This window comes from Planctomycetota bacterium (assembly GCA_035574235.1).
Classification (GTDB): Bacteria; Planctomycetota; MHYJ01; order MHYJ01; family JACPRB01; genus DATLZA01.
Genome location: DATLZA010000063.1, coordinates 1 through 21,716, shown reverse-complemented (window position 1 = coordinate 21,716; position 21,716 = coordinate 1). Strand labels below are relative to the sequence as shown.

General features: G+C 70.1%; 19 protein-coding genes. 10 read left to right on the top strand and 9 right to left on the bottom strand.

Annotated features, from left to right (window positions below; translation table 11 throughout):
• Positions 1 to 42 precede the first annotated feature (42 nt).
• Positions 43 to 2,136 (top strand): DUF748 domain-containing protein, encoded by a 2,094-nt coding sequence (locus VNO22_05265; protein HXG60757.1) that lies wholly within the window; start codon positions 43 to 45, stop codon positions 2,134 to 2,136.
• On the opposite strand, the gene VNO22_05260 is transcribed toward VNO22_05265, so the two are convergent.
• Together VNO22_05260 and VNO22_05255 are read right to left on the bottom strand one after the other, a co-directional pair.
• Complete coding sequence (locus tag VNO22_05260) at positions 2,133 to 3,515, bottom strand: aspartate aminotransferase family protein (GenBank protein ID HXG60756.1); 1,383 nt, start codon at positions 3,513 to 3,515, stop codon at positions 2,133 to 2,135. The genes VNO22_05265 and VNO22_05260 overlap by 4 nt on opposite strands.
• On the bottom strand, positions 3,512 to 4,798 hold the full coding sequence (locus VNO22_05255; GenBank protein HXG60755.1) for a Gfo/Idh/MocA family oxidoreductase: 1,287 nt from the start codon (positions 4,796 to 4,798) through the stop codon (positions 3,512 to 3,514). Before VNO22_05255 ends, VNO22_05260 begins: the two co-directional genes overlap by 4 nt.
• Before the next feature lie 83 nt (positions 4,799 to 4,881).
• Here VNO22_05255 and VNO22_05250 point away from each other — a divergent pair, with 83 nt between their 5' ends.
• Genes VNO22_05250 through VNO22_05240 form a run of 3 tightly spaced genes read left to right on the top strand, consistent with a single transcriptional unit; the run spans position 4,882 to position 7,327 of the window.
• Positions 4,882 to 5,016 carry a hypothetical protein gene (locus VNO22_05250; protein HXG60754.1) on the top strand — a complete coding sequence of 45 codons (135 nt, stop codon included), beginning with the start codon at positions 4,882 to 4,884 and terminating at the stop codon, positions 5,014 to 5,016.
• Entirely contained in the window at positions 5,013 to 6,302 is a 1,290-nt protein-coding gene (gene pyk / locus VNO22_05245; GenBank protein HXG60753.1) for a pyruvate kinase, read from the top strand. Before VNO22_05250 ends, pyk begins: the two co-directional genes overlap by 4 nt.
• A 14-nt stretch (positions 6,303 to 6,316) precedes the next feature.
• Complete coding sequence (locus tag VNO22_05240; GenBank protein HXG60752.1) at positions 6,317 to 7,327, top strand: MBL fold metallo-hydrolase; 1,011 nt, start codon at positions 6,317 to 6,319, stop codon at positions 7,325 to 7,327.
• Here VNO22_05240 and VNO22_05235 read toward each other — a convergent pair.
• Positions 7,311 to 8,429, bottom strand: coding sequence for a hypothetical protein (locus VNO22_05235; GenBank protein HXG60751.1), 1,119 nt, complete (start codon positions 8,427 to 8,429; stop codon positions 7,311 to 7,313). The genes VNO22_05240 and VNO22_05235 overlap by 17 nt on opposite strands.
• 59 nt (positions 8,430 to 8,488) lie before the next feature.
• Positions 8,489 to 9,547 carry a hypothetical protein gene (locus VNO22_05230; GenBank protein ID HXG60750.1) on the bottom strand — a complete coding sequence of 353 codons (1,059 nt, stop codon included), beginning with the start codon at positions 9,545 to 9,547 and terminating at the stop codon, positions 8,489 to 8,491.
• Positions 9,548 to 9,561: 14 nt separating this feature from the next.
• Here VNO22_05230 and VNO22_05225 point away from each other — a divergent pair, with 14 nt between their 5' ends.
• Together VNO22_05225 and VNO22_05220 are read left to right on the top strand one after the other, a co-directional pair.
• Positions 9,562 to 10,386: an archaemetzincin gene (locus VNO22_05225; protein ID HXG60749.1), complete on the top strand. Its 825-nt coding sequence runs from the start codon at positions 9,562 to 9,564 to the stop codon at positions 10,384 to 10,386.
• A 165-nt stretch (positions 10,387 to 10,551) separates the two neighbouring features.
• Positions 10,552 to 13,656: a hypothetical protein gene (locus VNO22_05220; protein HXG60748.1), complete on the top strand. Its 3,105-nt coding sequence runs from the start codon at positions 10,552 to 10,554 to the stop codon at positions 13,654 to 13,656.
• Between the two features lie 9 nt (positions 13,657 to 13,665).
• Here the strand turns inward: VNO22_05220 and VNO22_05215 are convergent, their stop codons facing one another.
• From VNO22_05215 to VNO22_05205, 3 genes are all read right to left on the bottom strand, one after another.
• Positions 13,666 to 15,228 (bottom strand): FAD-dependent thymidylate synthase, encoded by a 1,563-nt coding sequence (locus tag VNO22_05215; GenBank protein HXG60747.1) that lies wholly within the window; start codon positions 15,226 to 15,228, stop codon positions 13,666 to 13,668.
• 45 nt (positions 15,229 to 15,273) lie between these two features.
• Positions 15,274 to 16,269 carry a transcriptional regulator gene (locus tag VNO22_05210; protein ID HXG60746.1) on the bottom strand — a complete coding sequence of 332 codons (996 nt, stop codon included), beginning with the start codon at positions 16,267 to 16,269 and terminating at the stop codon, positions 15,274 to 15,276.
• Between the two features lie 75 nt (positions 16,270 to 16,344).
• Complete coding sequence (locus VNO22_05205; protein HXG60745.1) at positions 16,345 to 17,136, bottom strand: hypothetical protein; 792 nt, start codon at positions 17,134 to 17,136, stop codon at positions 16,345 to 16,347.
• 64 nt (positions 17,137 to 17,200) lie between these two features.
• Between VNO22_05205 and dapF the strand changes: the two genes are divergently transcribed.
• The 3 genes from dapF to VNO22_05190 are packed head-to-tail and all read left to right on the top strand — an operon-like array spanning position 17,201 to position 20,217.
• Positions 17,201 to 18,040, top strand: coding sequence for a diaminopimelate epimerase (gene dapF / locus VNO22_05200; GenBank protein ID HXG60744.1), 840 nt, complete (start codon positions 17,201 to 17,203; stop codon positions 18,038 to 18,040).
• 6 nt (positions 18,041 to 18,046) lie between these two features.
• Positions 18,047 to 19,675, top strand: coding sequence for a pilus assembly protein PilM (gene pilM, locus VNO22_05195; protein HXG60743.1), 1,629 nt, complete (start codon positions 18,047 to 18,049; stop codon positions 19,673 to 19,675).
• Between the two features lie 2 nt (positions 19,676 to 19,677).
• Entirely contained in the window at positions 19,678 to 20,217 is a 540-nt protein-coding gene (locus tag VNO22_05190) for a hypothetical protein (GenBank protein HXG60742.1), read from the top strand.
• 7 nt (positions 20,218 to 20,224) lie between these two features.
• Here the strand turns inward: VNO22_05190 and VNO22_05185 are convergent, their stop codons facing one another.
• Both VNO22_05185 and VNO22_05180 read right to left on the bottom strand, forming a co-directional pair.
• Positions 20,225 to 20,659, bottom strand: coding sequence for a hypothetical protein (locus VNO22_05185; GenBank protein ID HXG60741.1), 435 nt, complete (start codon positions 20,657 to 20,659; stop codon positions 20,225 to 20,227).
• A 1-nt stretch (position 20,660) separates the two neighbouring features.
• On the bottom strand, positions 20,661 to 21,482 hold the full coding sequence (locus VNO22_05180; GenBank protein ID HXG60740.1) for an MBOAT family protein: 822 nt from the start codon (positions 21,480 to 21,482) through the stop codon (positions 20,661 to 20,663).
• 76 nt (positions 21,483 to 21,558) lie between these two features.
• On the opposite strand from VNO22_05180, the gene VNO22_05175 reads away from it, so the two are divergent.
• Positions 21,559 to 21,716: aldehyde dehydrogenase family protein (locus VNO22_05175; protein ID HXG60739.1), on the top strand; the 158-nt coding region annotated here is incomplete at its 3' end.

Below are 21,716 nucleotides of genomic sequence, written 5' to 3'. Positions count from 1 at the left end.
CCGGATCCCGGGATTTCTACCGGCGGAGTCGGAGGTCGTGGTATGCTGGCCGGCCGCCTCATGGGCGGGAAGGGGGGACGGGACATGTTCGGGCTGATCAACTTCCTCCGAAAGACGATTCGTCAGCTGAAGTCGGACTTGACGCCCGGCCAGATCGCCGCGGGCGCTTTTTTCGGCGCGCTTGCCGGGCTCACGCCGGCCGGCCTGCACGGGGGGCTTCTCTTCGGGCTGGCGGTGCTTTTCAACTGCAGCATGGGAATGTTCCTTCTCGCGTTCGGGGCGTTCAAGCCGGTGGGATTACTTCTGGGTCCGGCGGCTTTCCGGCTGGGCGAGACGATGCTCGGCGGCGGCGTTCCGGCCGCGGAGTCGGTCGTGCGGGCGCTGGCGGAGGCGCCGGTTCTCGCCTACCTGGGCTATGACCGCTATGTCGTGGCGGGGGCGTACGCGATGGCCCTTCCGGCGGCGGCGCTCGTGGCGGCGGCGACGGGTCTTTGCGTGCGGCGATACCGGGATCGGATTTCCCGGTGGATCGGGGAGTCGGCCTGGTACCGGCGGGGGATGCAGTACCGGGCGTTTCGGGCGCTCCACTGGATCTTCGCCGGTCGGGACAAGGAACTCGAAGAGCGGAAGCCCCGTTTTATCCTGCTGCGTCCCTTTCGGGCGTACATGCTGGCGGCGGTTCCGCTCCTCGGCGCCGCGCTGGCGATCGGGGCGGGATTTTATGCGGAGTTCGCCATCCGGGATCTTGCCGGCGGGGCCGTGAGTCGCGCCCTGGGCGTGCGCTGCACGTTCGGAGACATCCGGTACGCGTTTTTCGGCCAGACCCTCGAGTTCACGGACTTCCAGCTCCCCGATCCCTCCGACACGGGCCGGGACATGGTCCGCGTGGGGCGGTTCCACGCCGATCTTCATTTCACCGATCTTCTGCGCGGGCGGTTTCACGTCGAGGACCTGCGCGTGGAGGACGTCTCGTTTCGCGTCGTGCGCCGTGAGGACGGGAAGCTGAACGTCACGGAGCTGCCCGCGGCGAAGCCTTCCGGCGCGGCGTCTCCGGGCGAGCGGGCCGCGTGGGAGGAATTCGTCGCCTGGCTCGCCGAACGCGGCCGGGAGGCGGACTGGGCGGAGGCGTTCCGGCGGTTCGCCGCATACCGGGAGAAGGCGGCGCGGGAGAAAGAAGCGGCCCGGAAGGCTCGTCCGGAGCAACGGCCGCGGCTTCCCTATGACCCCTCCCGGCGGTGGGAATTCGAGCGCTCGGCGCCGCTCGTGCGCGTCGAGCGGATCGAGGCGCGGAACGTGGCTCTCCAGATCGACGACCGGGCGGCCCCTCCCGGTTCCGCCGCGGTCCCGGCGATCACCCACCTGTCCGCGCGGGGGACGGAGCTTTCGGCCCGTCCGGGCTGGAACGGAGCGCCGCTCGCGCTTGAGGGGACGGGCAAGCTGGACGGGGGCGCTTCCGGGGGGATCGCCTTTCGGTTTTCGATCCTGCCCGAGCGGGCGTCGGTGGACTTCGGCGTCTCGGCGGTTCCGCTTGCGGCGCTCCGGCCGTGGTACGAGAAAAGCCTTCCCGTGGTCGTGGAGGAAGGGATCGCCTCGACGGCCGTGACGGGAGCGGTCGCGGGCGGCGCGATCGACGCTTCGGTGAACCTGCGCGTGGACCGGCTGCGCGTGTCCTTGCGGAAGGACCGCCCGCGGATTCTGGGGCTGGACGAGCGCACTTCCGCGGCGGCCGTTCAGGGGATCAACGCCTACGGCGAAAAACTTCCCGTGGTCGTGGGGGCGGCGGTCGTGGGTCCGGTGAGCGCCCCGTCCGTGCAGGCTCAGGCGCCCTTTCTGGAGATTGCGCGCAAGGGGCTCGAGATGCTGGGCCGCAAGGAGCTTCAGGCCCATATCGACCGGATCGGGGAGCGGCTGGATTCCGTGAAGAAGGCGGGCCTGGAGAAGGCGGTACCGCTCGAAGGGGACTTCAAGGCCGTTCAGGAGGAATCCCTTCGGGCGCTGCGGACCGGCGACACGGGCGCCCTGCAGGAGGCGCTCCGGAAGACCCGGACGGACGCCCAGGACGCCAAGGACGTAAAGAAGGACATCGAATCGGCGGCCGAGTCCCTGAAGGATCTTTTTCGCAAGAAGAAAGACTAGGGTTTTCCGGAGAGGCGGCGCTCGGTTTCGCGGAAGCAGGCCGTCAGAGCCTCCAGGGCGTCGCGGGCTTCCGTTTCCGAGAGGACCAGGGGAGGCGCCACCCGGATGACCTTCTGGGACAGCGGCCCCAGGAGGTGGACTCCGCGGCCGCGGCCGTCGCCCCGGTAGGCGGCCAGCACGAGCGCGTTGGCCACCTCCGCGGCCGGCCGGCCCGCCGCCTCCGCGGCCTCCAGTCCCCAGACCATTCCGCCCTCCTCGCCCCGCACGTGCCGGATGAGCGGCGTCTTCTTGAGCTCGACGAGGCCCGCCTCCAGGACGCGCGAGACGCGCCGCGCGCGTTCGAGGATGTCCGTCTGCTCGTAGAGATCGAGCGTCGCCAGGACGGCGGCGCAGCCCAGCGGGTTGGCGCTGTAGGTGTCGGAGCCTTCTCCGTAGCCGAGAGAGCCCAGCACGTCCGCCCGTCCCACCGCGCAGGCGACGGGCACGCCGTTTCCGAGCCCCTTTCCGAGGACCACGATGTCGGGCTCCAGGCCGTAGGTTTCGAAGGCGAAGAGCTTCCCGGTGCGGCCGAAGTTGGACTGGATCTCGTCGAGGATGAAGATCACGTCGTTCCGTCGGCACCAGTCCTGGAGCGCCTGGAGGTAACTCTTGGGGGGATGGTACGATCCGCCGCCCCCAAGATAGGGTTCCGTGATCAGGCACGCGACGCCGCGTCCTTCGGCGCGAATCGCCTCCAGTTCCGCCAGGACGGGGGAGGGATCGTAGGGCGCCCCGCGCAGGGAAAGGTCGGCGCACTCCTGTTTCGGAAAGCGGATGAAGCGGACCCGCGGGTCGCGGTTGCGGTCGTTTTCGTTTCCGGTGACCGCCTCGGCGAGCCCCTTTTTCCCATGGAAGCCGTCGCGCGTGGCCAGGATCCGGTCGCGGGAAGGGTTGAAGGCGAGCGACGCCCAGAGCGCCTTCTGGACCGCTTCGGATCCGGAGGCCGCCCAGAGGACCTGTTCCAGCCGGCGGCCGCCGGGGCGCGCCTGGAGGCACGCCGTGAGGCGCCGCACCGCCTCGGCCTCGACCTGGGTGATGGCGTTGTACGCCGTCAACGGCACCGCTTCGAAGAACGCTCCTCCGGCGGGCCGGTCGGCCCAGCCCATGTAGCGCAGGAAGCGCTTGTGCCAGTCGGCCGGGTTGTGGCCCAGGTTGGCCACGAGCACTCCCGACGTGAAGTCGTAGAGCTTGCGTCCGTCCGGCGTCCAATGAAAGACGCCGGCGCTCTTGGCGATGACGAGCTGGGTGGGGGTGTAGGTGCGCAACCCCTTGGGCTCGCGCTCGCCGATGAGGCGGCGCACGTCGTTGGACCGGGGCTCTCCGGGATGCTCGATCGTCATGGCGGGGATTCCTGCCGCGCGTAGAGCACGACGGGCTCCGCGCGGCCCGGCAGATAGAGGTTCAGGCGTCCGTCCCGCTCCACGCGGACCACGCCGTCGGGCTCGCCGCGCGCGGCGTGCGCGAGAAGGGCCTCCATGGCATGGACCGCGGCGACCACCTGGCGGTCGGCCGAAAGGTCGTTGTAGGCCAGCGCGCGCATGCGGGCGAGGCGTTCCCGGCGGCTCTCGCGGGGGCCGCCGTACTCCACGTAGGCGACCTCCTCGACGAACCGGCGCAGGACCTCGATCCCGTATCCGCGCTGGCTGCGTTCCCCCCAGGGCTCGAGAAACGTGCCGTTGTAATGGGTGTTGAGCGTGATCTTGAGGGGCTGCGGCGTGCGTCCCTCGACCGTCAGCTCCACGCCCCGCTTGCGCGAGTGTCCGTTCCAGACGCCGTTGTCGAAGCGGAACTGGACCTCCTGTTCGACGTAGCCCGGAAAGTTGTCGGGGTTCACCCAGCTCGTGTGAATGTCGAAAGCCGCCTCGCGGCCGTCGGGGTACTCGTAGACGAGACGAAGCTGCGTCGAGTCCCAGGTGTTTCCGTCCGGGGGGCCCACGATGCCGCGCTGGCCGGCGCAGGTGACGGTCTTGAGCCGTCCGCCGAAGGTGAAGTCGATGAGCTTGATGTAATGGACGGCCACGTAGGTGCCGGGGTTGCGGCCGCGGATCCATTCGGCGAACTGTCCGCCCGAAATGCTCTTGGGTTCCAGAAGGGAGCAGTAGCCGTTGTTGACGTGACGGAGCTCGCCGTCGGCCACGAGGGTCCGGAGCTTCTTGTGGTCCGGGTCGCAGAGCTTGTGATAGACGACCTTGGCCAGGACTTCCTTCTCGCGGGCCAGGGCGGTCAGCGCGTCGAGTTCCTGAAGGCGCAGCACCGAGGGCTTCTCGATGAGCACGTGGCGCCCCGCGGCCAGGGCGCGGCGGGCGACGTCGAAGTGCCGGTCGTCCGGGGTGGCCACGCAGACGAAGTCGACGTCCGAGTCCACGAGGCGCGCGGCGGCGTCCGGCCCTTCGAAGCTGGTGAAATCGGCCACCCGGCCGCGGGCCTGCGCCTTGTAGCGCCGGGCGCGCTCGCCGGTGCGGGTGGCCACGGCCGCGAGCTCCACGTCGACGTCTCCGAAGTCGCGGCGGTAAAGGCCGGACGCGTGCAGGGCTTCGAAGAGGGGCCGGTAGGTCTCCTCGAAGATCATGCCCATGCCGACCATGCCCGCGCGCAGGCGGCGGGGAGCGGAGGGGGGGCTCATGGGCACCCAAGATATCCGCGCGGTCGGGCAAATCAAACTCTTTGTTGGGTTGCCGCGGCCCCGGTGCTATACTGCGCGCGCCCATGATTCCGAGACGCGAGCACCGGTCCGAGCGTCCGGCGGTGTGGGACTACGCCAACCCGCGGGAGGAGAAGCGGATCCCGCTGCGGCGCCGCCTCCGGGCCCGTCCGGCGCGCCGCCTTCGCCGATCCCCATGAGCCGAACCCGCGTCGTTGCCACCCTCGGCCCCGCGACGAGCTCCTCCGACAAGATCCGGGCGCTCATCGAGGCGGGGGTGGACGTCTTCCGCCTGAATTTCTCGCACGGCACCCACGAGCAGCACGGGGCGCTCATCAAGTCCATCCGTCGCCTCGCGGGGGATCGTCCCGTGGGGATCCTGCAGGATCTCTGCGGCCCGAAACTGAGGCTGTCGCGGCCCGTCCGGGGGCGGCCCGGCGACGTCGTCGAGATCGATCTTCCGCCGACGGTGCGCCGCGGGGATCCCGTCCTTCTGGCCGACGGGCTCATGCAGCTCGAGGTCATCGACGCGCGCCGCAGCCGCGTCGTCGTCGGCGGAGAGATCCCGGCGGGCAAGGGCATCAACCTGCCGTCCTCGGAGCTCGACATTCCGTCCCTCACGGACAAGGACCGGGCGGATCTCGAATTCGGCGTGGCGCAGGGAGTGGATTTCGTCGCGCTGTCGTTCGTGCGCCGCGCCTCGGATCTCGACGAGGTGCGCGCGTGCGGGCTTCCGGTGATCGCCAAGATCGAAAAGCCCGAGGCGGTCCGGAGAATCGAGGAGATCGTGCGCGCGGCCGACGGCGTCATGGTGGCGCGGGGCGACCTCGGGGTGGAGATTCCGATCGAGCGGGTCCCCGTGGTCCAGAAGCGCGTGATCGCGATGGCCAACCGCGAGGGAAAGATGGTGATCACGGCCACCCAGATGCTGCGGTCCATGGTGGACAGCCCGCAGCCCACGCGCGCGGAAGCGACCGACGTGGCCAACGCGGCGCTCGACGGGACGGACGCGGTGATGTTGAGCGAGGAGACGGCGGTCGGGAACTATCCCCTCGAGGCGGTGCGGGTCATGCGGAGGATCCTCGAAGAGGCGGAGCCTCTCGTCGCCCCGCGAGGGGACGTGCTGGGTCCGGACGCGGCCGATGCGCTGGCCCACACCGCCAGCGGCCTGGCCGAGCGGGTCGGCGCCAGCGCCCTGGTCGTCCTGACGAGCACGGGTTTCACGGCGCGCAAGATCGCCTGCTACCGGCCGCGCATTCCGATTCTCGTGCTGACCAATTCGGACGTCGTTCGGCGGCGGCTGTCCCTCGTGTGGGGCGTGGAGGCGATTCTCGCGCCGTGGTTCACGGAGGACGCGCCGGTCCTGGACCGCTTTCGCGAGTCCATCCGCGGGCGGGTTCCGGAGGGGGCGACGGTGGTCGTCACCGCGGGCTGGCCCTTCGCCCGTCCCGGGACGACGAACCTGATCCACGTGGCCACCGTGTGACGGGGGAGGAAGGCATGAGGACGCTGGCGATCCTGGCGCTGGGGCTGGTCGGGGCGACTCCCCAGGAGAAGGGGCTGGAGATCCGCTGGATCGACGTCGAGGGGGGCGCCGCGACGCTGATCGTGACCCCGGAGGGGGAATCGCTTCTCATGGATTGCGGGTGGCCGGGAGAGCGGGACGCGGAACGGATCGCGCGGACGGTGCGGGAGGCCGGACTGTCGCGGATCGATCATTTTCTCGTCAGCCATTGGCATGTGGACCACTGGGGCGGACTCGAGGAGCTGGCCCGGAGGGTTCCGATCGCCCGGTTCTACGATCACGGGTTTCCCGAAGGCTCCCCGCGGGACATCGACCCCAAGCTCAAGGAGGCGTACCTTCGCGTGACGGGGGGAAAGTCGGTGGTGCTGGCGCCCGGGGACGAGGTCCCGCTCAAGGGCGCCGCGGTGCGGATCGTGAGCGCGCACGGACGGGTGCTCGGCGAGCCGCCCGGGGCGCCGCAGGTCCGCCCCTGCGCGGCCAATCCGGAGCATCCGGCGCGACCGGAGGACGCCTCCGACAACGCCCGGAGCCTCGGATTCGTCCTCGAGTTCCGGGGATTCCGGTTTCTCAATCTCGGCGATCTGACCTGGAACGTCGAGCACAAGCTCGTCTGTCCCGCCGACCGGGTGGGCGCCGTGGATGTCTATCAGGTGACGCATCACGGCCTGGACATTTCGAACCATCCGGCGCTTCTGGCCGCGGCGGCGCCCACGGTGGCGGTGATCAACAACGGTCCGCGCAAAGGGGGCAGCGCCGAGACCTACCGGCGGCTCCGCGCGGTGGCGGGCCTGAAGGACGTGTTCCAGGTGCACCGCAATGTGGCCACCGGCGCGGGGGACAACGCGCCGCCGGAGTGCGTGGCCAACGACGGCGAGCGCTGCGAGGGGGCGGGGATCCGCCTGGCGGTGGAGCCCTCCGGCAAGGCTTACACGGTCGAGGTCCCCTCCAAGGGCACGCGCCGGACGTACGCTACGAAGGCGCGCTGAGCGGGGGACCTGCGCCCTCCGGGGCCGGCGGAGGCGGCGGGGGGCCGGGAGACGCGCCGAGCGCTTCCTCGACGGGCAGTCCCAGGCAGACGTCGGTGAAGTAATCCACTTCCGCGGGCGCGGCGTCCACGCCCGCGCCGCGGGCGTGGGCCCGGGCGAGCGCCCCGAAGAGGGCGCGCTTGGCGGAAGGGCCTTCGCGGTCGCGCAGGACGAACTTGAAGCGGCCGTGGACGCCGGGGGACTCCTCGCCTTCGAGGGGCGCCGTTTCCGAAAAGATCACGTCCACGCCTTTCTCTTTCAGGGCGCGGGCGAAGGCGTCGTTGCGGGCGTGAGCGTCGAGGCGGAGTTCCTTGAGGAGGGCGCGCGCCTCGTCGGCCAGGCGGCGGCGGCGTTCGGGGTCGATCGTCGCGTAGCGGGCGGCGTAGTCGGGCAGGCAGAGATCCGGCGACGGACCCAGGCACCGGGTGCAGAAGGTGCCGCGGCAGCGGGCGCAGCGGATCCGGTCGCGGCCGCGGTTCTGGCCGCAGCGGGCGCAGGCGACCACGGAGAGGTCGGGCAGCGGCGTGAGGTTGTCGGCCCGCCGGCGGGCGATGGCCTCGAGGGTCTGCAGGGCCACGTCCCGGGAGAGGCGGCCTTCGAGGACGCGTTCCTCGCGCCCCACGAGCCGGCGGAACCGCGCCCAGTCGGAGATCCGCGCGGATTCCCAGATCATGCGGCGCCAGTCGTCCAGGAACAGCTCGTGCTCGCGGCGTCGCTTGTCGGGCTCTTCGGTGAAGTCGCCGACCTGGGCGAGGGCCAGGAGGAGGAGGGCCGCGTCGAAGGCGGGCCGGACGGCGGCCTCGGAAAGGGGCAGGATCTTCCGCAGGGGCTCGGAGAATTTCACCTTGCGCGGCGGGGGCGGGGCGATCCTGCGGAGCGCGGATTCGACCGCCGCGACGAAATCGGGGACGTCGCGGGGTTCGAGGGCTCCCCGGCGCTCGAGAAGCCAGGCCGAGACGAGGGCCGATTCGATCTCCTCGACGGTTCGGTCGAGGCCCTGGGCGGCGGCTTGGGCGACGGCTTCGCGCAGGCGGGTCTTGACGGCGGTGGGCGTGTCGGGCATGGCGGACATTCTAGCGACGCCGGGCCGCCGCGAAAGTCTTTTCAGGGCCGCGGCCGGGATTACTTCCCGATCCGGAGCACCCGGTGGTTGTCGCTGTCGGCCACGTAGAGCGCCCCGGAAGGGTGGACGTAGACCCCGTGCGGGCGCGCCATGTCGACGCCCGACGGCGGCCCTCCGACGCCGCCCGCGCCGCGCCGGCCCGTGCCCGCCACGCGCACGATTCGCCCCTCCTTGGCGAGGTACTTGCGGATCGCGTGGTTTTCCGTGTCCACGATGAGAACGTTGTCCTGCGCGTCCACCGCCAGGTGCTTGGGTCCGTTGAGCGCCGCCTCGCGGGCGGGTCCGCCGTCTCCCGAAAAGCCTTTCTGTCCCGTGCCGGCTACCGTGCGGATCGCGCCGGAGGGGTCGACCACGCGCAGCGCGTGCCCGCCGCGCTCGAGAATGTAGAGATTGCCTTTGCGGTCCACCGCCACGGCCCGGGGATCGACGAGCGGCTGCGCGATCGCGGGGGAGCCGTCTTCCGGAACGCCTTTGCGGCCGTTGCCGGCGACCGTCGTCACCTGCCCCGTTTTGAGATGCACGGCGCGGATCCGCCGGTTGTCCAGATCGGCCACGTACAGGCGTTCCCCCTTCGGGTCGAAGGCCAGGCAATAGACGCCTCCGAACCGGGCCTGGGCCGCCGGGCCGCCGTCGCCGGAGAAGCCCTTCTCGCCGGTTCCCGCGAAGGGATGGATGGCGCCCGCTCGAGGATCGATCCGGCGGACCCGATGGTTCCACGTGTCGGCGACGTACAGCAGACCGTCCGGGCCGAAGGAGATGTGATGAATGCCGTTGAAGTTCGCGCGGGCGGCGGGACCGCCGTCCCCGGCGTCGCCCTGGACGCCCGTGCCGGCGAAGGTCGCGAGGCGTCCGGACGGGTCCACCCGCCGGATTCGCTGGCCCGACATTTCGGCGATGTACATCGCCCCCGCGGCGTCGAAGTCCACGGCGAACGGCTCCTGGAGCCGCACTTCCGTGGCCGGTCCGTTGTCCGGGAGCGTGCCTCCTCCGGCGACGACATCGACCCGTTCCTGGGAAGCCGCCAGGGCGGCGGCGAGGATCGCAGCGGCAAGCGACATGAGAGCTCTCTCCGATGAAAGTGCGGACGGATCGCGATTCGACGTTCCGAATCGTCCGTATTTACTACAATGAGGCGCATGCCGTCGGGGGCGATCTCATGAGCGTGGAGTTCGAGCGCGGGCGCGCGCCCCGCCGGCAACGCCCCCCGCGGCCGGGAGAATGGCGGGCGGTCTTTCCCGAGGAAGGCCAGACGTTCGACGACTATGCGGCCACCTGCGCCAACCGGCGCGCGCCGGGGCGGCAGGTGTTCTATCTTCGTCCGCTGGGCGACGCCGAACGGCTTTGGGGGCCGCTCCTGGAACTCCTGAGGGCGTATGTGGAAGCCTTCTTTCAAGCGCCGGCGCGCCTGCTCGAATCCCTCCCCGTGGCCGAAGGAACGCTCGATTCGACGCGGCTTCTCGGGGAGCTTTCGCGGGGAACGCCGGCGGACGCGCTGGGCGTGCTGGGGGTGACGGACCGGCCGCTCGGGGCCCTGGGCATGAGGTTCGTTTTCGGGGAGAGTCGTCTGGGCGGCCCGGCGGGGGTGGCGTCCCTGGCGCGGCTGGCGACGCCGGACGGGGAATTGTTCCTCCGCCGCGCGCTTCGCCTGACGACCCATGAGCTCGGACACGTCCTCGGAATCCGGCACTGCATCTTCTACGAGTGCGTGATGGAAGGCGCCAATTCGCTGGCGGAGGCCGACCGCCATCCTCTGGAGCCCTGTCCCGTGGATGCGCGCAAGCTCCGATGGAACCTGGGGTTCGACCCGTCCGCGCGGGAGCGGGCGCTGGAGAAGTTCTTTCGGGAGACGGCGGCGGGTCCAAAAAGGTATGGTGACGCCGCGGCGAGGAAGGCATAATACATACCTGCCCGGAGAAGTTCGGCGTTTCGGGATCGGCGGGGCTGTCACGTTCCGGCGTCTCGGGACGTTAGATAAAGGCACGCTCGGGTATTCTCACAGAAGGGGGTAAGAGAGCAGGTCGGCGCGGACCGATCGAAGCCGATTCCTGTTCGAAGGCGGGGTATGGGCCGGGAAATCATGTACTGCTGGAAGTGCTCTCAGCGCCTCCAGACCGAGGACTTCGAAAAAGGCGTCGCCTACCGTTATCAGGACAAGTTCAGCTGTTCGGAGTGCGTCTACGATCTGGTCGGGGACCTCTCCGCGGAAGAGCAGGAGGCGATCCTCAATCCCAAGAAGCCGGCGGGGCGCACCGGAACGGCCACGCGCCTGGCTCCGGTTCGGCCCCCGTCCGGCGGGGAGACGACGAGGCGCCGCACGGGTCCGATCCCTCAAGCCACGCCCGCTTCCGAGCGGCGCCGCGGGACGACGCAGATTCAACGCCCCGCGGGCGCGACCGCGCGGCAGACGCGTCCCATTCCGCGGCCGTCCTCGTCCACCCGGTCGATCTCGCGGGCCGCGGCCGGCGAGGATGTCGAAGGAGACCTGGAGCCCGAAGAGGCCGCCGCGGAGACGTCCCCGAAAAAGAAGAAGATTCTGATTTTCGCGGGGGCTGGCGGAGGGGGGCTTCTGGTGCTGGGGGTGGCGCTCGTTCTCCTCTTGAGCGGCGGGAAGAAGAAGGGGAGCGGTCCCTCCGCCGCGAAGGGCGGCGAGACCTCACCCGCGGCCGCGCCCGCGCCGGCGCCGACTCCCGAACAGGCGGCGGCCCAGGCGATGCTGGACGCGGTCGCCTACCGGAAGACCAACCGGGACGACTGGGGCGGGCAGTATCTGAGGTTCAAGCAGGTTCTCGAGAAGGGGGGCGCGGACACGCGGTATGCCGACGAGGCCCGCGCGGAGATGGAGCGCATCGCCCGGAAGGTCGAAGAGCGCGTCTTCGAGCTCAATCAGCAGAACCAGGGGCTGCGGGTCGAGGAGCTTTTCAGCGACCTTTTGGCGGCCTGGGAGAAGGAGCGCGACAAGTACGAGGCCCCTGAGCTGCGCGCGCCGTTCGACCGGCAGCTCGAGGGCATACGAACCACGATCAAGGATCGGTTCAACAGCCTCAAGGAGGACGCCCTCTACCAGAAGCGTCGGGGCAACGAGGAAGGGGTGAGCGCCGCCCGGGCGAAAGTCGCCAAGTGGGGCCTCAAGGAGTACGCCGAGGAGCTCGAGAAGGCGCTGGCGGCGGCCAAGCCCGGGGAGCCGGCGCCGGCCGAGGCCCGGACGGCCGAGGCTCCGGCCGACGCGTCCGCCGCGCCGGAAGCGCCCGCGCCCAAGCCGCTCTCCCCGGCGATGCAGAAATTCCTGCCCCGCTGGCAGGAGGCGATGGGGCTGGCCTTCGGGCGCGATTACGACGGCGCCTCCGCCCGGCTTCTGAAAGCCGTGCGGGATTTCGCGGAAGAGGAGGAGAAGGAGCGCGACGAGATCAAGGCCGAGGCCGACTTCGATCAGGAGGCCCTCCGGGCGGTCCGCGCGCTCGTCGAGGAGACGACGGGGAAGATGCTCCCCGCGATGGCCAAGGGCGGGACGGTCACGCTCGAGTACCAGCATCGGCCCGGCGAATTCCGCAAGGTGACGGGGACCGTCGTCCAGGTCTACGACCAGAGGGCGGAGCTCGAGGTGGTCGAGAAGGACAAGGAGAAGGAGAAGCGCACCCGCTGCTTCGTGGAGTTCGCGCATCTTTCCGCGGCGTCGCTGGCGGAGCACTTCACGGGGCCCGGCGGCCGCACGTCGGAGGCCGACCGGCGGGCCGCGGCGCTCTTGTGCCTGATCGAGGGGGACGTGGAAGCCGCCAAGAAGTTCGGCGGCCGTGCGGCGGGGAAAATCCCCGAGCGGTACTGGTCCTTCGCCAAGGAAGCGCGCGAGAAGGCGCCCAAGCCTTCCGCCCGCGAGTTCGAAGCCCGCGATCTCCTGCACGGGGCGGAGCTCGACTGGCGGGACGTCCGTTCCTGGGGGGCCGCCTTCGACAAATACAAGCTCCTCAAGAACGAGTACGCGGCGACCGCGGTGGTCCGCCGCAATCAGGCGGTGATCGTGCGCCGCAGCGAGATGGGGCGGGAATACGTCTTCTTCCCGGCGGACCTGCGCGTCCCGACGGGTTCGACGTTCCGGCTGGGGCGGCATCCCAAGATGGATCCGGAGCGGATCGATCAGGCGTGGATTTCGAAGGAAGACATCGATTTCACCCTGGCCCGGGACAACTACGTCGAGGCGGAGTTCTACGCGCTGCCGGGGGTTTCCTATCGGTGCTGGGCCTATGTGGGCGGATGCTGCGCGGAAACCTTCTCGGTGCTGTACCAGACGAGCGAGGGGACCGTGCCCCACCCGCGGGACCGGAGCAAGACGGCGTCGCTGGAGCCGGGGGGAAACTTCGCCGCGCCCGTCCCCCACGGGATCTCGAATCTGAAAAAAGAGCATGCCGCCCACGCGCCGAAGAACTCCAAGGAGCCCCACCCCAAGGAGCCGTCCCGCTGGGAGTGGATCCCGATTCCGCTGCCGAAGACGTACGCCTCCCCCGGTCCCAAGTCGGTGCGGCTTCTGACCGACCAGGGGGGCTTCGCCGTGGGGTACATTCTCATTTCCTCGACGCGCACCGCCGTGCCGACGGACGCGGAGACGAAGGCCCTGGCGCGCGAGTACGCGGAGAAGCCCGCCGGGCAGCGGATCGTGGGGCAGGCGGAGCCGGTCGAATGGCTTGTCGTGGGGCCGTTCGCCGGAGGGATCAAGGACGTCCAGCCGCCGGAAAGCGCCCTGGAGCTCGACAAGGAGCTGGCCGGAAAGGACGGGGGCGTGCGGTGGAAGATCGCCGACGCGTTCGTTCGCCCGCAGGGGGCCGGAAAGGCGGCTTTTTTCGACCTCGACCAGCTGTTCAAGCCCAAGGACGGCGTCTCCGCGTATCTTCTCATTCACGTGAAGTCGCCGCTGTCGATGTCCGCCCAGCTGCTCCTGGGTTATGACGACGCGTGCAAAGTGTGGCTGAACGGCTCCGCGGTGCACACCGGGGAATCCGCCAAGAAGGCCGACGAAGTAGCGGTCCCCGTCAAGCTCAAGGAGGGATGGAACCGGCTGCTCGTCAAGGTGTCCAACAAGGACAAGCAGTGGATGCTGGCGATCCGGCTGGCGGACAAGGACAAGAAGCCGATCGACGGCCTCGAATACCATCCTACGGGAGACGAGCTGGCGCGGTGACGGCGCCGGTCAGATCACCCGTTCGTAGCGTTCGACGGGCAGCTCCCAGACGCGCACGCCGCAGAACCGGTTTCCTTCCGGGCAGTAGGGCGTGGCTCCGGCCGTCTTGCGCAGGGCGCAGGGCGCCGCCAGGTGCCGGCCGATGAGGGGATGGATCCCGGAAACCTGCCGGACTTCTTCGACGCAGCAGCGCCAGATCTCCTCCTGCGCCAGGTAGCACAGGCGCGTGGTCCACTTGTGGTGGAAGTGCAGGAGATCTCCGGATTCCTCGAAGCGGATGGGGAAGGCGTTCGGGAGCAGATACTGCGCGAACTCCCAGGGAACGCCGAGCCCGAGAAGCTCGTCGATCGCCCGCCAGACATGCCGGAAAAGCCCGGCCACGGACTCGGCGGCCGCGGCGTTGCGTTCGAGGACGGGGGGCAGCACGTAATCCGGTCGGCCGGGGACGAAGTGGGCGCGCAGGATCGGACGCGAGCCGGGCACCATCCGGTGGCGCTGATCCTGCGAGTCGGCGGTGTGGGAGAGCTTCTTGCGGAACGTGAAATGCGGATGGTTCATCGTCCGCGAGAGCTTGGAAAGGGTCGTCAGGACGAGCGACTCGCCGAGGATCCGGTTGCGGGCGGGATTGAGGACGAGGTCGATCGCCGCGCCGTCCGGGAGTTTCTCGCGCGGAAGGCCGAGCACCGAGCGGACCGCCTGAGCGAGGGTCGCCTCCCCGCGGGCCTTATGGTCCACGAGCTTCGAGCGCCAGGGCCCGAGATCCCGGTCGAACTCCCGGATGAAGTCCTCGCCGCCCGGGCCGCCCTGGGCCCGTCCGGCCTCGACGAAGGCGCGGTATTCGAGGGTTTCCTCGAGCGGCACCGGGTCGTTCGTCCCGCGGAAGAAGTCGGGGTCGAGCGCCTCGACGGCGGCGACCATTTTTTCGACGACCCGCCGGTTTTCGAGCGGGGTGTCGAACTGGAGGCAGAGCCGGCGGTAGCGGTGGAGCGTGAGACCCGAGACGGTGTGATAGAGGTGCGCGTGGGTGGCCACGGGCAGGACGTACCGGGCGACTTCGAGGACGCGCTTGTGGATGGCGCTTTCCCACTTCTCCTTCGAGCGCCGGCGGGCGGGGTAGAGCCTGAAGTATTCGGCCTCCACGTCGGGGCCGATTTTTTCGATCAGGTCGAAGTACGCCTGCATCATGCGGCCGATGGCGGCGCGGTAGACGTCCCGGGCGCGGCCTTCGAGGGGCGGCGTGGCGAAATTCTCGGGCTTGACTTCGACGTAGCGCTGGCTGACCTGCTCGGAGTTGTAGAAGGGGTGCGCGTGGAGGAAGCTCCAGAGGAACTGGCGGGAGACGCGGCGCAGCACGAAGAGGAAGGTGGGATGCTGGATCGTCGTGTGGTGGCCGGCCTCGTAGATCGAGTCGTAGATGCGGTCGCGGATCCGGCGGGCGCGCTCGTCGCGGGCGACGTCCTCGGGGGTGACGACGCGCGGGGAATAGCAGGTGCGGGCGGCCGCGACGACGGTATTGTAGGGATCCCGGAAGGCGTTCTGCAGCTCGACTTCCGGTTCGGGATCGAACCTCATCGTGCCGCAGTATAGCACGGAGGGCGCGGGGGGCAACCGGTTCGGTCAGCCTCCGTGGGCCCGGGCGGCGGCCGCGGCGCTTCGGGCCACCATCTCGCGCAGCTCGGGAGGATCCACGACCCGCGCGTAGGGCGCGTGGGACAGAACCCAGCGGGCGACCTCCGGCAGGCCCTGCACGGTCATCCGAAGCAGAATCCCTCCTCCCGGGCGCGGCTCGACCCGCTGGGTGGGGTGCCATTCGCGCTCCTGAACCGCGCGCGCGGCTTCGCGGTCGAACTCGATGGCCACGCGCGTCTGTTCGCCCTCGGAGTACATCCCGAAGCTCCGGCCCAGGTAGTCCTCGGGGTCGAAGTCCTCCGGCCGCTGGAACTTCTGCGTCGTGGGACGGATCGAAAGAATCCGGTCCACGCGCAGCGTGCGGATCGACTGCCGCAGGTCGCTCCAGCCGATCGTATAGAGGTCGCCGCCGTAGTAGGCGATGCAGTAGGGGGAGAAGGCGTAGGTCTTCGACTGGTCGTCGGTGGCCCGGTAGGTCAGTTCCACCTTGCGGTGCTCGAGACACGCCCGGGAGAGGGCGCTCACGGTCGCGGCGTGGCGCCGATAGTCCTTCGAAGGCGTCAGTTTGGCCACGTGGGTGAAGACGAGATCTCCCAGGTATTCGCGCTCGTCGCTCGGAAACGTCGCCTCGATCTTGGAGACGAGCGACTCGATCCCGTCCCGAAGGGGGGTTCCCCGCAGGGGTTGCAGCAGGTTCATGCAGAAGTAGAGCGACAGGAGCTCGGACTCCGTGTAAGGCTTGCCGGGGGCCTTCTGCAGGCCCGGCGGAAAGCGCCACTTGCGCGCCTCGCCGGCCCCGGCGCCCTCGCGGACGAAGCGATAGCCGGCTTCTTCAAGAAGCGCCAGGTCCCGGTAGATCGTCCGACGGGTCACGCCCGTTTCGCGCTGAAGCTCGGCGATCGTGAGTCCGAACCGGGAGTGCTCGAAGAGCCGGATGAGCTTCAGGATCCGCAGAAGCTGCGCGCCGCGCTCCTTCCGCCGCATGGGGCTCCTTCCATGTCCGAATAGGTCGCACGAGTATAGCAGAAGGCGGCGCGGAAGGGAGGCGGAAGCGGGCCGTCAGCGGCGCCGGAGGACCGCGTCCGCCGAAAGTCCCAGGGAGGGCAACAGGGGTTCGATGCGGCGGAAGAACCGGGTGCCGTCGGTCCCGTAGCCGGCCGTGGGACGCAGCCCCGGGCAGCGCTCGGCCCACCAGTCGTTGAAAAGCTTCATCGCGCACTCGCGCACGTACTTGGCGATCATCGAGGCCAGCGCCACGAGCTCGTGGCGGTCCTCCGCGCTTTCCAGGAACTCGACCGTCACGCCGGGGGCCGCGTAGGCGGAGCGGCCGGACGTTTCCTCCAGAACGACGGCGTCCGGGGCGATCCCGCGGCGGAGGCGCGAAAGGTAGTAGCGCCGCCCGCCGTGCTTGCCCACGAGGAAGCGGACCGGCCGCGTTTCCGTCGAGAGCACGCGGAGAAAAAGCTCCTCGGCCGCGTCGAAGAGGAGATCCGCCTTGCTGCGGCCGTCGAGCGCGGCGTTGTACTCCGCCGGGTCGAGGATCACGGCCGCCGCGCCTTCGAGGCCGTCCAGCGGAGGGCGGGGGGCCAGGGAAAGCGGCCGCCGATACCAGGGAGCGGAGGGCCTGCGGGCGCCCAGCCGCCCCAGGAGCTCCTCGAAGGTCCGGGCCGGGAGGAACCCGAGCACCGCCGGCTCCAGGGTCCCCGCGCCGCGGGCCTGCGAGAAGATCTTCTTCGAGTCGGCGATCCGGACGCAGGACGGCAACGGTCGGCGCGCCCAGGCGGCCGCGACGACGAGGGGGCCGAGCTTCGGACCGTACCCCGCCTCGTCCATCCCGACCGTGAGGGTCACGCCCCGTACGGTAGCCGGGAGGGCCGGTTGACGTCAAGGAAGGCCCCGGCTACGATACGCCGCCATGAAATTCACCAAGATGCACGGCGCGGGCAACGACTACGTGTACGTGGATCTCCACCGCGAGAAGGTGGCCCGCCCGGCGGAGCTGGCCCGGGCGATCAGCGACCGGCACACGGGGGTGGGCTCGGACGGCCTCATTCTCATCGCTCCCTCCCGGAAGGCGGACTTCCGGATGATCATGTACAACGCCGACGGCTCGGAAGGCGAGATGTGCGGCAACGGCATCCGGTGTATCGGCAAGTACGTCTACGACCACGGGCTGACCCGGCGCCGGGAGATCGCGGTCGAAACCCGGGCGGGCGTGGTCCGGCTGCGCCTGCACGTTCGCGGCGGCCGGGTGGACCGGGTGACGGTGGACATGGGTCCGCCGCGCCCCGTGCCGCCGTCCTTCCACGTGCGGGCGGACGGGGCGCGCACGGTGCTGCGCGAGAAGGCGGACGGCTTCGAAGGTTTCGTGGTGTCGATGGGAAATCCCCATTTCGTGATCCCCGTGCCTTCGGCGGAAGAGGCGCCGGTGACGACCCGGGGCCCGGCCCTGGAACGGCACCCGGACTTCCCCTCGCGCGTGAACGTCGAGTTCGTCGAGGTCCTCGCCCGGGACCGCGTGCGGCAGCGGACGTGGGAGCGGGGGAGCGGGGAGACCCTGGCCTGCGGGAGCGGGGCGTGCGCCACGGCGGTGGCCCTCTCCTCGGCGGGTCTGGCGGAGCGGCGCGTCCGGGTGGAGCTCCGGGGCGGGACGCTCGAGATCGAGGTGGGAGAGGACGGCCGGGTGTACATGACGGGGCCGGCCGTGGAGGTCTTCACCGGCGAGTGGCCAACCGGGCTCCGCCGGCGGCGTTAAAACCGCATGGCACGTTCCGTCGGCATCGAGCTCGGGCAGGACGCGGTGCGCCTTCTGGCGCTCGAGGTTCAGGGGCGCCGCACGCGGATCCTCAAGGCTCACGAGGCGCCGATCGAAGCGGACGCGGAGCGCCCCTGGGAGGAGCGCGCGGCCGAGGCCCTCCGCCGGGCCCTGTCCGACTCCGGGATTCCCCGCGGGCGCGCCGTGGGTTCGGTGGATTCGGCGGAGGCGATCCTGCGGGAGGTCTCGCTTCCGTTCAAGAGCGACGATCAGATCCGCAAGACCGTCCGCTTCGAGATGGAAAGCCAGATCCACAATTTCACGATCGAGCAGCTCGTCGTTTCGCACTACAAGACGGACGAAACCGAGAAGGGGGCGCTTCTGCTGGCGGCGGCGGTGCCCAAGGCCGCGCTCGAGCGTCGGCTGAAGGCCTACCAGAAGGCGGGCGTGGATCCCGTGGCGCTCGATCTGGACGTGGCGGCCCTTTTCAACGCCATGAAGCACGCCGGCGGAATCGACGCTCAGACGCCGCACCTTCTCGTGCACGGGGCTTCGAAGTTCACCAAGCTCGTCTTCGTCGAGGGAGGGCGGCCGCGTTCGATCCGCACGATCCACTTTTCCCTTCCCGCGGGGCGGGCGGAGCCGGGCCGCCCCGCGCCGGTCCCTGAAGGCGGCGGCGAGGAAGGGGGGGAGGCGATCGTCGTTCTGGACGAGGAGCAATCCCGGAAGTTCGCCGATCTCGGGCGGGACGTCCAGGACGCGCTCGTCGGGATCCTGGCCCGGGAGATTTCGCGGTTCCTGCTCGCGCAGGCCGCCACGGCCAATCCCTCGCACATCCTGCTTTCGGGCGGCTTCGAGGACGAGGAGGCGCGGCGGCGGATCGAGGAGGCCGCGCAGATTCCGGCGCGGACGTTCAATCCGCTGGAGGCGATCGACCCGTCCGCCCCCTCCGAGATCCGGGCGCATTCTTCGAAGTTCGCGGCGGCGCTCGGCCTGGCCCTCAAGGGGGCGGGCGTGGACGCGCTGGGGATGGACTTCCGGCAGGAGGAGTTTCTCTACCGCCGCAAGTACGAGGGCCTGAAGACGACGGCGCTGGTGACGCTGGAGCTCGTGATTGTTCTCCTGGCGGCGATGGGGCTTCACTTCCATTTCCGCCGCTCGGACTACGGGCGCGACCTGGCGACCGTGCGGGAGCGGCAGCGGGAGCTGTGCGAGCTCGTGACGGGCGAGACCCTGCGGGACGCGCTCGAGGCCTATCCGAAGCTCAAGGAGATGTTCCTTCGGGTGGACACGTCGGCGGTGGATCTGCCGATCCGGGTGTCGGCGCGCGAGGCGTGGAGGCTCCTGTTCGGGGCGCTGGCGTCGTTCCAGCAGAAGTACGGGAACCAGACGCTCGGCGACGGGCCGCTTTATCTGGAGCTGGAGTCCCTGGACATCCAGCAGAGCACGAACCCGGGCAACGAGAGCCTGACGCTGACGCTGTCGGGCAAGGTGCGCAATCTCCAGTTCGCGGACGTGTTGCGGGCGGAGATCCGGTCGGTGGATCTGTTCCGCAGCGCGGACTGGGTGGGCGGCCTGGCGCAGGCGGAAGGCGGGATGTACAAGTTCACGCTGCGGGCGACGAAGCGAGGATAGCGGTGGCGGGCGCGGCGAAGGAGAAGGGCGGGACGTCGACGGCGGCCCTCGTGGCGGCGGGCGCGGTGGCGCTCGCGCTGGCGGGAGGGGTCCTCTGGCTGCGGCGGGACGCCGGGCGGGCGAAGGCCGAGTTCGAGCGGGCGCTCGCGGAGTACCGCGAGATGGCGACGATGAAGCGCGCGATCGAGGAGGCCAAGCGGCGCGGGCCGCGGCCGGCGGCGTCGGGGGCGGAGGATCTGCTTCAGTTCATGGACAAGAAGCGCGCTCAGGCGGGGATTCCCCAGGGGGCGTTCACCGTCGAGGGAAAGCAGGATCTTTCCCCGCGCGGCTGGAAGGAGACGGCCTACCGGGTGGCCCTTCGCGGGCAGAAGGACGCGCCCCTGGCGCGCGCGCCGGTCGTGGAGTTTCTGCGGCTCCTCGAGGAGGAGCGTCCCTCGGTGAAGACGAAGAGCCTCACGCTGGCGTTCGCCGGCGACGCCTTCAGTTCCGTGACGGTGACGCTGTCGTCCTTCCAGCGGGACGAAGCGCCGGCCGGGCGGTAGGGCCCGCTCACCTCAGGGCGATCTGCCGCAGGACGAGTCCCAGATAGGTCGCCGCCAGGAAGGCGAAAAGCGCCGCCAGGAGCGCGTGGCCCACGACCAGGGCGCGTCCGCGGGGCCATCCGGAATGTCCCAGCCAGAAGACGTCCACGAGGATCCGGGCGAGCCAGTAGAGGCCGATGAAGGCGGCCAGGGCCACGGCCGCCCGGTCCCCGCGGAGCATTTCCTCGCGCAGCATCAGCGTGAGGGTGCCGAACGCCACGATCGTCAGCACGGTGAACCCGCCGTAGGTCCACATCAGCTTCCGGTTGAAGGGAGACAGGCGCGCGAGCTCCTCGCGCCACCGGAGGCGCGCGGGGACCTGGACGCTGGCGCCGAGGAGGACGAAGTGGCCCGCGCCGGCCAGGAGAAGCGCCGTGCGGAAGAGCGTTTCGACGTCGATCATGTCACCAGGCTCCCAAGGCTTGGAGGAAGGGAATCGCGACCCGCTCCAGGAAGGGCGGATGGAAGAGCGCGGCGGCCGGTCCCGCGGTGAAGGCGGCGGCGAAAAGCCATCCCCGGAATCCGCGGCCCAGGCCGAGACGCCGCCCGCAGGCCGAGCGTTCCAGGCGGATGCCGAGCGCCTGGAGGAGGAAGTAGGCCGTGGGAAGGCCCCATCCGCCGCCGGCCGGGAGGGACAGGGCCAGATCGTGGAGAAGTCCCGAGACCGCGAACGCCGCGCCGCCCGCGACGCCGGGGCCCGCGCGGCGGCGGACGGGTTCGAAGACGAAGCGATGGGCCAGGTCGCGGAACGCGCGGTTCCAGCGGCGTCCCCAGAACTCGGAGAGCGACCGGGCCCGGGCGGGGGCGTCCATGAGGGGCTCGGCCCGCACGCCGCGGGCCTGCCAGAAGAGGGCGGCCAGGCGGAAGAGGCCGAAGTGCAGGAGAAAGGCGAGCCCCACGAGTCCGATCCAGGCGCGAAGCGCCGCGGGCCAGGACGGGATCCGGGGGAGGACTCCCCAGAGGAGGGCGGCTCCGAGGAGGATCCGGGCCGCGGCTCCCGCCCAGGCGGCCGGCGGAGGCGGGGGGACGCGGGCGGGGCCGAGAAACGCCTCCGCGTCCATTCCCGGCCAGAGGAGAAGGTAGGCCAGGAGCCGTCCCGCGGGCGGCCGGACGCCCGCCCGCAGGGCCGCCGCGGCCGAAAGGATCTTGAAGGCGGCGAAGAGTCCCAGCGCGATCGCCGCCATGAGGGCCCACCGCGGGAGTCCTCCGAAATTCTCGATATTCATATATTTCAGTCTAAACAGAAATTACAGCAATACGGGGCCGTTGTCAAGCCCCCCGCGGGTCTGCTAGGGTGGAGGCATGAAGCTCGTTTCGACGGATCCGGCGACGGGGGAGGTCTTCGCGGAGTACGAGGCGGCGACGCCCGAGGAGGCGGCGCGGGCGGTGGAGCGCGCGCACGAGGCGTTCCGGTCCTGGCGGCGGGCGCCGTGGCCGGAGCGGGCGGCGCGGATGCGGGC